The organism is Armatimonas sp. (genome assembly GCF_043757465.1).
Lineage (GTDB): Bacteria > Armatimonadota > Armatimonadia > Armatimonadales > Armatimonadaceae > Armatimonas.
In genome coordinates this window covers 47,103-59,757 of sequence record NZ_JAYVPL010000158.1, presented here as the reverse complement: position 1 = coordinate 59,757, position 12,655 = coordinate 47,103, and the positions used below count along the sequence as shown (strand labels likewise).

Genomic DNA, 12,655 nt, shown 5'->3' with positions numbered 1-12,655 from the left:
CAAAAAGTGTCGGGTAGTGAGCATTTAACTAAAAAACGGGCTCGATGCGTGCGGCGCAGATTTTGAACTCAGGCATTTTTGAGATGGGATCGAGGGCGGGGTTGGTCAATAAGTTCGCACGCTGATGGCCCGCATAATGAAACGGCAGAAAGATCGTGTCCGGGCGTATGGTGGCCGTCACACGCGCCGGGACAGTGGCCTCACCGCGCCGGGTTATCACTTTGACGCTCTGGCCATTGACGATGCCGAACTGCCGAGCGAGGGTGGGGTTCAGCTCCACAAAGCCCTCCCCCGCGGCGGCGGTGAGCTGCTCGACGCGGCGGGTTTGGGTGCCGCTCTGGTACTGCTGCATCACGCGCCCCGTGGTGAGATAAAGTGGAAACGCATCGTCGGGTTCCTCGGCAGAAGTGCGGTGTGCGATGGGGTGAAAGCGGGCGCGTCCATCGGGGTGCGCGAAAGTTTCGGTGAAGAGGCGGGGCGTTCCGGGGTGTTTGGGATCGTCACTGGGGCAGGGCCAGAAGACACCCTCTTGCCTAATAATCTTTTCGTAAGTAATCCCCGAGTAGTCCGCAGGTGCCCCGGAAGTCGCCTGGCCCAGCTCGGTAAACAACGCCTCGGGCTCACTGGTCGGGAAGCGCTCGGCATGGCCCAAGCGCTCGGCGAGCGCGATCAGCACTTCGGCATCGGTCTTGACGCCCTCAGGAGGAAGCTGCGCTCTTTGACGCAGTAGCACGCGGCCCTCTAAGTTGGTCATCGTGCCGGTCTCCTCGGCCCACTGCGCCACGGGCAGTACGATGTCGGCGAGTTGGGCGGTCTCGGAAAGAAAGAAGTCGGCGACGACGAGAAGGTCCAGAGAGTTTAGCTTGGCTTCGATGTGGGCCGAGCGCGGCGCGGAGACGACGAGGTTGGAGCCAAAGACAAGCAGCGCCTTGGGACCTGTCTCGGTGCCCAGCGCGTCTAAAAGCTCATAGGCGGAGAGCCCTGGCTGTGGCAGTGACTCGGCAGTGACGCCCCAGAGCTTGGCGATGCGCTCGCGTGCCTGTGGGTTTGTCAGAAGCTGGTAGCCGGGAAGCTGATCGGCTTTTTGTCCGTGCTCGCGCCCCCCCTGACCATTGCCCTGCCCCGTGATCGTGCCCCAGCCACCCCCTATCTTGCCCACTTGCCCGAGCGCCATCATTAAATTAATCGAGGCTAGCGCATTGTCCACGCCCTTGCTCTGCTGCTCCGCCCCTCGCGCCATGAGTGTCATCGCAGTGGAGGCCTTGCCCAGAAGCCGTGCGGCCTCCTGGAGGCGGCTTGTCGGGATGCCCGTGATGCGCTCGACGCGCTCGGGCCAGTAGGCGGCAACGGTGCGCTGGACCTCGGCAAAGCCGGTGGTTCGCGCAGCAATATAGTCATGATCGGCCCAGCCCTCGGCGAGAATTAGATGCAGTAAGCCAAGTAAGAGCGCCGTGTCCGTTCCTGGCGTGAGCTGCAAGTGCAGCGTCGCACTCTGCGCCGTGGGCGTACGGCGCGGGTCGGCGACGATAAGTGTGCCCCCACGCTCGCGCTGGGCATCAAAGTACTGCATCAAAGGCGGCATCGTCTCCGCCGGGTTTGCCCCGATAAGCAGCAGCGTGTCGGCTTTGGGGATATCCTCCAGTGGAAAGGGCATCCCACGATCTATCCCAAAGGCACGGTTGCCTGCGGCGGCGGCGCTAGACATGCAGAAGCGACCGTTGTAGTCAATCTGGCGTGTGCCTAGCGCAACCCGTGCGAACTTACCTAGGAGATAGACTTTCTCGTTAGTGAGTCCACCGCCGCCAAACACCCCGATGGCGTCTTTGCCATGTAGCTCTTGAAGCCTCTGGATCTGCTGCGTGATCCGAGTAAGTGCCTCGTCCCAGCTAACCGGACGCAGTGGCGTGTCTTTGGTATCGCGCATCAGTGGCATCGTGAGTCGTTCCGGGTGCGTGAGAAGCTCGGTGGCGCTCCAACCTTTCTGGCAGAGTCCGCCTTTGTTGGTCGGAAAATTTCGAGGCGCGACTTCGAGCAGACTCTCTCGGCTCACCAGTTGCATGCCGCACTGAAGCGCGCAGTAGGGACAGTGTGTCTGCGTGGCCCGAGGCATCATAGCGAAAACTCCAGCAGACCCAGATCCACGATCACCAGCCCAGACTCGCCACGAGCGGCGCTGACTTGGAGCGAGAGCTTCGTGCCCGCTGGATGCGTCTCCACAATTGCGAGGGGAATGTGCATGGCCTCGCTCTTGCCCAGTGGGAAGTAGCGCACGGGGCGGTTGTTGGCGCAGAGGGTGAGGTAGATCAGGCTCTCCGTGTGGTTGCCCGCCCGCAGATAGAGCACCTCGGCTTTGTGGCCTTCTGGCACGGTGTACTCTACCTCATCGGCGAGCGCGACGCGCTCCGTGATGCCCGCTCCGATAAAGGGAAACGCGCCTTGGACAAAGCGCGGTGTGGCCTGGCCCGTGCGGAGAAGATGCTGCTGGAGAGACTCGGTGACGATTGCTTCAGGTTTCATAGTTCTTTATAATTTTATAGTTCTTTATAAATCCACGCGGAAGCCGTAGCCGTAGCCGCGCCGCGTGTCGAGGCACTTGACCGTTTCGGGGGGGAGCTTGGTGCGGAGCCGGCGGATATGAATGTCCACGGTGCGCTCGCCGCCCTCGTAGTCCATGCCCCAGACATGATTCAGAAGCTGGAGACGAGTAAAGCCTCGGCCCCGGTGGCTCATGAGAAAGCGTAGTAGATCAAACTCGCGCCGAGTCAGGTCTATCGGATCTCCTGTGAGCGTCGTGGCGCGCCCCAGGCTTAGAAAAAGCCGAATCCCGGCAAAGACCAGCGTGTCACCCTGCTCGATGAAGCGGCGGCGAAACAGCAGCAAGCTGGCGCGGTGCTTCAGCTCCTCCGGGTCGTAGGGCGGCAAGAGAAAATCGTCTATCAGCAGGCGCAAATCGGGCTCGTAGAAATGCGAGCGGCTGAGCAGTGCCACTAAGGGGGGGAGGGGAAGCGTCTCACCCCAGGTATCTTTCATCACTTGGCGGTGATGACGGAGCGCGAAGAGATCCACCGAGCCGCCCATATCGGCGACAACCAGATCCGGCATCCCGTGCGGAAACGCCTGACAGAGCTCCGCTGCGGTGGCGTTGAAGGGCAAGGAACAGGTCATAAACCCGGCAGAGGTGAGGGGCACGCCGATATGAGCGGGAAGCAGTCCCTCCGCAGATCGGTATAAAATTAGTACGGACGGCACGTCTACTCTCCCTTCCCGGCAACCTAAACTTAGGGGCAGCAGCGCGTTAGGCTCAGGTTATCCGAGAATTGTTTCGTCCGTATTTCGGAATTAGATCCCCTCTGCAAAACCGATCATATCTGAGTTGGGGAGTCGCAGAGGATCAAGCTGTGCTTCCAGGGAGAGAGGTGGTTCACCAAGCATGAGGGCTATAATCCCATTCTCGACAAATGCATCAAGCAGCCCATTCTCGATACGCTCAATAAAAGCGGTGTGCCAGCCCTGCGCCGCCAGCCGTCGCTCAAGCGCCGCCGCCGCCGCTCGGTCTTGAACCACGATAACGCCACCACGGTGCCCGTGACGTTGCTCACGCTCCGCGCGGCTCCAGGGCTCGGCGGAAGTTTCATGGTTGGTCTCGGGCAGAACCTGGGTCACCATCCCCGCCGCAATCGGCACGCTGGTCGCCGGATCAAGAAGTAGGAAGCCTCCCAGCTCGCGGCTCTGGGAGTAGGGATCCAGAAAGAGTGGCTGCGAGAGCGCAATCGTCACCTGTCCGAGCTCGTTGAGCGCCAGCCGATGCGTCTCCTCTTTTTCGAGCGTTTCGACCGCCAGCCGGAAGTCTATTTTCTCGATGGTGGCGGCCGCCTGGCGCGTGGTCTGGATGGCGATGTAGGGCCGCCCCGGCGCAAGGCCTGCTTCACTGAGCACACAAACCGTCGCCGCAAAGCGCCGCGCGATCGCGGGGGGACTGTGGGGCGTGGTGAGCAAATCGCCCCGACTGATATCCAGCTCATCGGTGAGAGTCAGCACCACGGACTCACCCAAGCGTGCCTCGGGGAGCGTGCCGTCCGCCGTCACTATTTCCTTGACAACCGAGCACTTCCCCGACGGCAAAGCCAGAATCGGATCACCGGGGCGGATGCTCCCTTCAGCGATCTTACCCGCAAAGCCTCGGAAGTTCTGGTGGGGACGAATGACGCACTGAACCGGAAAGCGAAACGCCGCCGCTGCGCTGTGACCCTCCGCGAGGGGCAGACCCTCCAGCCACTCCAGCAGCGAGGGGCCCCTGTAAAATGGCGTGTTCTGACTGCGCTCCACCACATTGTCGCCCGCCAGCGCCGAGAGCGGAATCGCGGTTGCCGTGACCCCGAGCTTGGCTGCAAACGCCGCAAATTCTGCCTCAATTCTGCGGTAGATGCCTTCGTCGAAGCCGACCAAGTCCATTTTATTGATCGCCACGGCCAAGTGCGGCACGCGTAGTAGCGCCGAGAGCGCCGCGTGGCGGCGCGACTGCTCCAGCAATCCGTTGCGTGCATCTACCAGAATCACGGCAGCGTGCGCTGTCGAAGCCCCGGTGACCATGTTGCGCGTGTACTGGGCATGGCCCGGCGTGTCGGCGATGATAAACCGGCGGCGTGGCGTGGCAAAGTAGCGGTACGCCACATCTATCGTGATCTTCTGCTCCCGCTCCGCCCGTAGCCCATCGGTCAGAAGCGCGAGATCCACCGTGCCCGCATCGCCGCCACTGGCACGCTTTATCGCCTCGTACTGGTCGTCGGGGATGGCTTTGGAGTCAAAAAGTAGCCGCCCGATAAGCGTTGATTTGCCATCGTCCACGCTCCCCGCGGTCGAAAATCGTAGGAGTTCCATCTAAAAATACCCCGCGCGTTTGCGGTCTTCCATGGCGGCTTCAGAGCGCTTGTCGTCACCGCGCCCGCTGCGCTCGGTTACTCGGAACGTGCGTACTTCCTCAATAATCGCATCGAGTGAGCTGGCGTCGGAAAAGACCGCGCCGGTGACCGTGATGTCGCCCATCGTCCGAAAGCGCACTTGATGGGTTTCGATTTTTTCTCCAGGAAGGAGTGGGAGCAGCTCGGACTCCGCCAGCCACGTTCCCCGGCGGTTGAATACCCGGCGCTCGTGCGCAAAGTACAGCGACGGCAGGGCGATACGGCGCGCCTTGACGTAGCTCCAGATGTCCAGCTCGGTCCAGTTGGAGAGAGGAAAGATGCGGAAGTGCTCACCGGGCGTTTTTCGTCCGTTGTAGAGGTTCCACAGCTCAGGCCGCTGGTTTTTCGGGTCCCACTGTCCGTATCTGTCGCGGTGCGAGAAGAAGCGCTCTTTGGCCCGGGCTTTTTCCTCATCGCGCCGCGCTCCGCCAAGCGCGGCATCCGCGCGTAGCTCCTCCAGTGCATCTAGGAGCGTCCGGGTCTGGAGAGCGTTCCGTGTCCCTTCCGGGCCATGCTCTTCCGTCACGCGCCCCGCCTGGATGCTCTCCTCCACATAGCGTACGAGTAAGTCCGCACGGAGCTCTCGCGCTAGGTTGTCGCGGAACGTCAGTGTTTCTTCAAAGTTATGGCCGGTGTCAATGTGCAGCAGCTTAAACGGAATCCGAGCGGGCGCAAACGCACGTGCCGCCAGGTGCGCAAGCACGATGGAGTCCTTGCCGCCTGAGAAGAGCAGCACGGGACGCTCAAACTGTCCGAAGGTCTCCCGCAAGACGTAGATGGCTTCCGATTCAAGGGTAGCAAGTGCAGGTTCTAGCATGGTTGTTGTCTCGCTCCCATGAACCGGGGCGGTGCTTTCTACGCCGCTTCCACGAACGCGGTGCGCATCAGTGAGCCGAGTTCCTCGTCGCTGGCACGATCCACGAAGCTGGGAAAATCCTCGTCCTCGGCGCGCTCGTTGAGATAGCCATTGAGCAGATTCTCCAGCGCAATCGGAATATCCGTGGCAGGGACTTTGCGCCAGATCGGTCGCACGAACTTCGCATCGCGGCCGAGGCGACCGCCCAGCGAGATATCGTAGCCGTCCACTTTATCACCGCCGGGGAGCTTGACCACGCAGCCTTGGAGTCCAATATCGCCGATATGGTGCTGGCCGCAACCGTTGGGGCAGCCATTGAGGTTGATACGCAGTGGCTCATCCAGGGAGACGGTCTTATCTAAGTGCCGGACGATCTGCCACATCAGATTCTTAGTCTCGGTGAGCGCTAAGTTGCAGAACTCGCTGCCGGTGCAGGCCACGGCGGCGCGGCGAATCGGGGATGCCACAACCGGGAAGCCAATCGCCTCCAGCGCTGCCACAACCGTCGGGACATCCGCCTCTTTTATATTGGGAATGAGCAGATTTTGCTGATTGGTCGTGCGTGTGTCTCCGGTGCCAAACTCTTTGGCGAGCCGGGCCACTTCAAAGAGCTGCTCGCTGTTCATGCGGCCGGTGAGCACATTTGCGCCCACCCAGAACAGACCTGGCTGGCTCTGTGGATGCACCCCCACATGGTCGCGGAAGTTATTGGTCGGCTCGGGCCACTCTGTCTCAGTGAGCGCAGGGTCGGGAACCCAGCTCAGGCGCTTAAGCACTTCCTCTTCGTACTTGGCCGCGCCCCAGTCGGCGACCAAAAACTTAATGCGCGCCTTCTTTCTATTTTCTCGGTAGCCTGAGTCGCGGTAGACCTCGGTGACGGCGCGAAACGCATCTACCAGCTTGTCGGCGGGGATAAAGAAGTTGAGTTTTTGTGCTAAGAACGGACGTGTTGAGAGGCCGCCTCCCACACGAATATGAAAGCCACGCTCGCTGTTCTTAATCACGGCTGTTGCGGCAATATCATTGATCTCCGGCTGGGAGCAGTGCTCACAGCAGCCGGTGATGGAGATTTTATACTTGCGTGGCAGGTCCGCGAACTCCGGGTTGCCTAAAAAATACTCATGGATTGCCTGAGCGTAGGGCTGGGCATCAAATGTCTCGTTGGGATCAAGGCCCGCCACGGGGCAGCCGGTGACGTTGCGGGGGATATCACCACACGCCCCGAGCGTGCTGATGCCGACCGCACTAAAGATGTCGAAGATCGCTCGGAAATCAGCGGGAGCCATCCAGTGGAACTGAAAATTTTGGCGTGTGGTGATGTCGGCGATATTGCGGGCATAGTCGCGGGTGACTTCGGCCACGGCGATAAGCTGCTCATACGTAAGCTGGCCACCAGGCACTTTGATGCGGAGCATAAAATAGCCGTCTTTGGGTTTCTGCTCGTAGAGCCCCAGCCAGCGCAGGCGAAACATATCGTCCGCGTCAATTCCAGCGTAGCCTTCGATCGCGATGCGCTGAAGATCGTTCCATACCTCCAGACCGCCTTTTTCTTTTTTAAGTCGTTCAACGTCGTTCATAATTTTGTCTTTCGCCCCCGATAAACCGGGGCGGTTCTCCTCGCGGCGATCTACTTATGCAGACCGCACTCTTTCTGCTGTGGGTTTTCCCACCACCAGCGCCCGGCGCGTAGATCCTCGCCTGGCTGGGTGGCGCGGGTACAGGGGGCGCAGCCGATACTCGGGAAGCCCTTGTCGTGGAGCTGGTTGTAGGGGACGTGGTGGGTTTTGATATACTCCCACACCTGCGCCTCGGTCCAGTCGGCGAGGGGATTGAGCTTGGCGATATTGCCGTGCGTCGTGTCTGTTTCTCGCTTTGGCAAGCTCGCGCGGGTCACGGACTGCTCACGGCGCTGGCCGGTTACCCAGCCACTTGCACCTGCAAGTGCGCGAGCGAGCGGCTCCACCTTTCGCACGTAGCAGCACTCTCGTCGGTTCTCAATCGAGTAATAGAAACTTCCGGGGCCTTTGAGCTGAAGCAGCGCTTGGAGCGGCTCGGTCTGGGGCGTGTAGGCGGCAATCGGGATGCCATAGCGCTCCGTCAGCCGCTCCCAGAGGGTGTAGGTCTCTTGATGGAGGCGGCCTGTATCGAGCACAAACACTGAGATGGGAAGCTTAGATTGCCCTATCAGATCCAGTAGCACCACATCTTCTGCACCAAAGCTACAGGCGAGCTTCAGAGTGTTGCCATAGACGGCGACGGCTTCTTTCAGCACTGCGCCCGCATCAAGTGACTCCCAGTGGATATCAGGCATGCGAGAGCTTTCAGACATGCGAGAGCTTTCGGGAGCGGGAGCGGTAGTAGAGCACCTGCGAGAGGAGCAGCGCACGCACGACAATTCCCACCAGGAAGAACCCGGAGAAGACCGTGCTGTGCTGCAAGATCGCCGCGCTCAGGCCCGCCAGCCGCCCAATAAGATTGAGCAGCGGGAAGAGCAAGCTGAACTCGTCCGCATGTTTGAGCTGGTGGAGCCGCCAGAGCTGCGGGAGATAGGATCCCTCAACCAGCCCGGTGGCGAGGAGACCTAGAAGTACAGGCCAAGACATTATGAAAGTAGTGTACTGGCATTATTCTACTTTTGCAATCGGAAAAGTAGAAATTAAAGAAAGTATACATCTCGGAGCGGCACTAGGGCCGAAGGCCAGCTAGCTCCCGACCTCTACGTCTACGTCGGGAGGCCGGGAAAAAGCGTGCTGGCGTGGCAAAGTGCGCCTCCTGTCACTCTCCACCGGAGGCAAACATGCCGATGTGGGTGTGGTACGACCCGTGACCGTAGCCTTTGTTGGCATCTCCAAGTCCAGCACAAGTAACTTATTCTTTCCTTTTTTGAGCCAGCAGCCGGGCGGGAAGACATAGCCTGAATTATGCACCGCGCATGAAAACCGCCCACACGAACGCATCCGCCCACTAGGGGACACCATTTCATGGCTATGCCTGATAAAATTTGAAAGACAATGCCTGCCAACGATGCCAACTGGGACGAAGGGATACTCCTGCGCCGTGCCCATCAGGGCGATGCCACTGCGTTTGACCAGCTTTGGCAGCAACAGCTCCCTGCGCTCACCCGCTTCTGCCGGAGTCTACATCGCCCCTCTGGTAGTGATGCCACTTTCGATGCGGATGATCTGGTCGCCGAAACCTTTATCCGCGCTCTGCACCATCTCAACCGCTACCGCCCGGCGCTAGGTGGCCTGGATGCCTGGCTCCGGGAGATCGCACGAAATCTCTTTTTGAACCGCTGCACCCGTGAGCAGCGTCGTACTCGCTTGCTGGCGGTTCCTCTACGCAGTACACACACCGCTCTGGCCCACACGGATCCTACCTGGAGCCACGCGCTCTTGCAGAGTGCGATCCAGGAGATCAATGCGCTCCCTTCCCCGCTCCGTGCTGTCTTCCAGCTCCATCTAGACGAATTTTCCCATCAGGAGATTGCCCAAAGACTCCAGCTCAGCACCGGAAACGCCTCAAAACGTCTGGAGCGTGCCCGCCTTCGGCTCCGGCAGCGCCTCACGCTCCTACTCGATGAGCTCCCGTTGCTCGAAGATCAGCTCAGTGCTATTGTTCGCAACTTCCACGTGGTCGAGGTGAGGCTCGAAACGGGGGGAATTGTCCAGATATGCCTGAGTGCGCCCGCCTCACCCCGTACGCTCCCTTCGCGCCGAGGCGGGAACTCGTGGCTCCAGCGGGCTCATGCCCTCTACCAGCGAGGCGACTGGGAAGCTGCCGAGAGCGAATACCGCACTCTCCTCAAAAAACATCCCCCTACCATTGGAGCAATCCGTGCTCTCGTACCGATTCTACGTGAACAGCAGCGCCTTCCCGAGCTTCTCACCGCACTTCCAACCGAGATCCTTCCCGGCACTCCCCCAGCCCTCCAAACAGAGATCAGGGGCTATGCAGCCCTCGCTCGCGGGGACACGGATACAGCCCGTGCGGCTCTCTATGAGGCGATAGCGCTCGCCCCGGAGGACCCTGAGCTCCATGTGGCACTGGATCAGCTTCTCGCAGACCAAAGCCGCTACGAGGAGCAGCTTGCCAATCTAGCGGTTCTACGTCGTCTCCTGCCCCACGATAGCCGGGGCTACGTCGCTGTGGCTCATCCCTACGCTCGCCTTCAGCGGGATGCGGAAGCACTTCCGCTCCTCGAGCAGGCAGTGGTTCTGAATCCAAACTCTCCCGAAGCGATCAAGGAGCTTTTCCAGGTGCGGATGCGGATGAAACTCCACGATCACACCACTGAGTCTCTCGCCCGTCGGCTTGTCTATCTTGCCCCCGAGCTTCTGGATAGTTGGCACAGCCTCGCCTGGTTCTGGAGGGAGCAAGGACGGCCCGCACCGGGTGCTGCTCTGCTGACACGCTTTGTACAGGATCATCCCCATCACGCTCTGGCCCATGCAGCGCTTGCCTGGGCACAGCTTTACGCCAACTCTCCCCTCGCCTGCGCTCACCATGCCCGCTGTGCCTATCAGCTTGCTCCCCGTCGCCCGTATGTTGCCTGGACTATGGCGATGGCCTGTGGCTGCACACCAAGCGTGATCTCCGTGCAAGAAGCCCAGGCACACCTTACCGAGATTGCCAGAAACTTCCCCCGAGACTCTTTTCTTCAATTAGAGGTCGCCGAGCGTTTCGTAAGCCGTGGGCTACCCTTGAAAGCGCTTCGCTCAGCACGTCGCGCCTTTCGCCTCAACCCGAAAACGAATGAAGCGGCTCTGCTACAGTCGATCTACCAGGAGCTTGGCCACGACGGACGGCGGCTCAGAGTCCCAGCAACGAGTAGACCCAGTGATTAGCCAAGCCGAGACGCTTCGCTTCCCGCGCCGCAACGAGCGCCTCTGACTGCCGATTCTGCACCGACAGTGCGCCCGCAAGGTTCGCATGAAAGATTCCCTCGCTTGGGTTGAGCCGTACCGCTTCCCGGAAGTACTTCTCAGCTCCTGCACCGTCACTCTTTGCCAGTAAGCTCCCCCCGACGCCGTTGTGGCCCGCCGCCAGCTTCGGGTCAAGCCGAACGGATTCACGATAGGCAGACTCAGCCTCCCCCCACTTCCCTTGAAAGGCGAGGGCATCGCCCAGGAACTGGTGATGTGACGCCACGCTCGCCGCAGATCGAACGGCAATCCGGGCAGAGTCCTCTGCCTCCCGGAAGCGATTCAGCTGGAGCAGAACAAACGCAAGCCCACCGTGGTGGTTTCCTTGGCTGGGCTCCAGCCGTATTGCCTCGCGGTACTCCTTCTCCGCGAGGGAGAAATTGCGGAGCCAGGCATAACAGAGCCCTAGCGTCGCGCGAAAAGCTCCCTTCTTCGGCTGAAGTTCCACCGCCTTTGCCGCCTCACACTGCGCCTCATCAAAGCGACCTTGTGCGATGAGCGTCCCGGCTTGGGCAGCATGAGCGTTCGCGGTGGAAGGATTCGTGATAAGTGGAGGAGTAGGGATATTGGGAATCAGGGGTCTGTTTTCCGGTGGCGTGACACGACTCTCTCCACCCACGCCGTTGTCTAGGGGGGTCAGCCCTTTTGGTAGCTCGTCTATCGAGATGAAGCGGTCACGGGCAGATGTCTCCACAGCCCGTACATTCACCCGTCGCATCGCCTCCATCAATGCGTAGCTTTCCGTGAAGGGACCAGATGCCTGATCGTAGGTGTAGCCGAAGGTTCCACCTGCCCCATCGGGCTTCGTGAAGGTCTTCTTTTCCGCGTTCAGTCCCGTAGCAACCATCAACCAGAGGTCGTCTTTAACGCCACCATCGTAGGTGCCGTGACCGGTTGCGTGCACCAGCCACTGCGGGGGGAACGTCTTACGGGGAGTCAGTGCGGGAATAATAGAGCGAAGTACTGCCAGAGTCTCGCCCCCCTTGTAGTACTGGTTCGCATTGCCACTTAGGTCTGGATAGACCGCTCTGCCCTGAACCTGTGCCTGGATAAACTCTTTTGGGCGAGTCAGGGGAGAGTACACCCACATCAGGCTAGAGAGGTTCTTCACGACGGCACGAAGCGCCGCATCACGACTGGGAAACTCGCTGCCCTCGGACAGAGTGACCAAGCTCTTTTGTGCAGGACTGGAGGAGCCTCCTGCAAAGAGCACGTCGGACTGCGGGGTAGGACGCTCATACTCCTCGCGTGATCCAATAAACAGCCAGCGCGTGTTCGCATCCGCATCAATCGTGTACACCACCCAGCTCCCACTCGAATTTTGTGGCTTGCGCCAGAGCTGAATTGTCTTGTTGAGATAAGGATAGGCATAGGTCACGCTCCGGGCACCATTGAGTTCACCGTCCGAGCGAGATACCTTACTAAAGAGCCGTGAGAGAGTCCACCCTCTCTCTTCAACGAAGAAATTCGGAAGCAAAACAAGCCGTTCTGGGCGATAAGCAACGCCAGACTGACCAGCAGTCTGAACAAAGTGCTCAATCCATCCACTCTTCCCCACGATCCCCGAGTGATCTTCCCCGATAATCAGAACATCACCCGAAAGCAAGCGTACAGGCTCCGTGCTCCCAGGCTCAGTGGCTCGAAAAGAAATCTGTAGATTCTTCGTATCAACCTCGACTCCACGAGGCTGAGGACGCTGGGGGAGAGCGGTCACGTTAAAACAGTGCTCATACTTCTCCTCTCGCAAGACAGACTGGAGTCGGTCGGGGTCACAACGATTACTGTCTTTGCCTGTCACCCGCAAAAACGTGTAGTCGTGACACCACGTGATCCCCTGAGCAGGCATCTGGAGCGACAACGCTCCGATAATAAAAACCAAAACACGAATCCATAGGCGAAACATATCAGCTCTCCTC

Annotated in this window: 10 protein-coding genes; 1 reads left to right on the top strand and 9 read right to left on the bottom strand. The window is 59.9% G+C overall.

What is annotated here, in order from left to right:
- Positions 1-28: 28 nt before the first annotated feature.
- From ACH2ED_RS22155 to ACH2ED_RS22120, 8 genes are all read right to left on the bottom strand, one after another.
- Positions 29-2,113 (bottom strand): molybdopterin oxidoreductase family protein, encoded by a 2,085-nt coding sequence (locus tag ACH2ED_RS22155; RefSeq protein ID WP_395094911.1) that lies wholly within the window; start codon positions 2,111-2,113, stop codon positions 29-31.
- Positions 2,110-2,517: a molybdopterin oxidoreductase gene (locus tag ACH2ED_RS22150; protein ID WP_395094910.1), complete on the bottom strand. Its 408-nt coding sequence runs from the start codon at positions 2,515-2,517 to the stop codon at positions 2,110-2,112. Before ACH2ED_RS22150 ends, ACH2ED_RS22155 begins: the two co-directional genes overlap by 4 nt.
- A gap of 24 nt (positions 2,518-2,541) precedes the next feature.
- On the bottom strand, positions 2,542-3,189 hold the full coding sequence (locus ACH2ED_RS22145) for a winged helix-turn-helix domain-containing protein (RefSeq protein ID WP_395094909.1): 648 nt from the start codon (positions 3,187-3,189) through the stop codon (positions 2,542-2,544).
- 150 nt (positions 3,190-3,339) lie between these two features.
- Positions 3,340-4,878 carry a sulfate adenylyltransferase subunit 1 gene (locus ACH2ED_RS22140; protein WP_395094908.1) on the bottom strand — a complete coding sequence of 513 codons (1,539 nt, stop codon included), beginning with the start codon at positions 4,876-4,878 and terminating at the stop codon, positions 3,340-3,342.
- Positions 4,879-5,775, bottom strand: coding sequence for a sulfate adenylyltransferase subunit CysD (gene cysD / locus ACH2ED_RS22135; RefSeq protein WP_395094907.1), 897 nt, complete (start codon positions 5,773-5,775; stop codon positions 4,879-4,881).
- 38 nt (positions 5,776-5,813) lie between these two features.
- Entirely contained in the window at positions 5,814-7,391 is a 1,578-nt protein-coding gene (locus ACH2ED_RS22130) for a nitrite/sulfite reductase (protein ID WP_395094906.1), read from the bottom strand.
- Positions 7,392-7,441: 50 nt separating this feature from the next.
- On the bottom strand, positions 7,442-8,143 hold the full coding sequence (locus ACH2ED_RS22125) for a phosphoadenylyl-sulfate reductase (RefSeq protein WP_395094905.1): 702 nt from the start codon (positions 8,141-8,143) through the stop codon (positions 7,442-7,444).
- On the bottom strand, positions 8,136-8,417 hold the full coding sequence (locus ACH2ED_RS22120; protein ID WP_395094904.1) for a PQ-loop repeat-containing protein: 282 nt from the start codon (positions 8,415-8,417) through the stop codon (positions 8,136-8,138). The genes ACH2ED_RS22125 and ACH2ED_RS22120 overlap by 8 nt, the downstream gene beginning before the upstream one ends.
- Before the next feature lie 408 nt (positions 8,418-8,825).
- Between ACH2ED_RS22120 and ACH2ED_RS22115 the strand changes: the two genes are divergently transcribed.
- Positions 8,826-10,661 carry a sigma-70 family RNA polymerase sigma factor gene (locus ACH2ED_RS22115; RefSeq protein ID WP_395094903.1) on the top strand — a complete coding sequence of 612 codons (1,836 nt, stop codon included), beginning with the start codon at positions 8,826-8,828 and terminating at the stop codon, positions 10,659-10,661.
- Here the strand turns inward: ACH2ED_RS22115 and ACH2ED_RS22110 are convergent.
- Entirely contained in the window at positions 10,627-12,642 is a 2,016-nt protein-coding gene (locus ACH2ED_RS22110; RefSeq protein WP_395094902.1) for a tetratricopeptide repeat protein, read from the bottom strand. The genes ACH2ED_RS22115 and ACH2ED_RS22110 overlap by 35 nt on opposite strands.
- Positions 12,643-12,655: the final 13 nt, after the last annotated feature.

Bases quoted from the DNA above. Each gene is read 5' to 3' on its own strand.
- ACH2ED_RS22155 (WP_395094911.1), bottom strand. From the start codon at position 2,113: ATGATGCCTCGGGCCACGCAGACACACTGTCCCTACTGCGCGCTTCAG.
- ACH2ED_RS22150 (WP_395094910.1), bottom strand. From the start codon at position 2,517: ATGAAACCTGAAGCAATCGTCACCGAGTCTCTCCAGCAGCATCTTCTC.
- ACH2ED_RS22140 (WP_395094908.1), bottom strand. From the start codon at position 4,878: ATGGAACTCCTACGATTTTCGACCGCGGGGAGCGTGGACGATGGCAAA.
- cysD (WP_395094907.1), bottom strand. From the start codon at position 5,775: ATGCTAGAACCTGCACTTGCTACCCTTGAATCGGAAGCCATCTACGTC.
- ACH2ED_RS22130 (WP_395094906.1), bottom strand. From the start codon at position 7,391: ATGAACGACGTTGAACGACTTAAAAAAGAAAAAGGCGGTCTGGAGGTA.
- ACH2ED_RS22125 (WP_395094905.1), bottom strand. From the start codon at position 8,143: ATGTCTGAAAGCTCTCGCATGCCTGATATCCACTGGGAGTCACTTGAT.
- ACH2ED_RS22120 (WP_395094904.1), bottom strand. From the start codon at position 8,417: ATGTCTTGGCCTGTACTTCTAGGTCTCCTCGCCACCGGGCTGGTTGAG.
- ACH2ED_RS22115 (WP_395094903.1), top strand. From the start codon at position 8,826: ATGCCTGCCAACGATGCCAACTGGGACGAAGGGATACTCCTGCGCCGT.
- ACH2ED_RS22110 (WP_395094902.1), bottom strand. From the start codon at position 12,642: ATGTTTCGCCTATGGATTCGTGTTTTGGTTTTTATTATCGGAGCGTTG.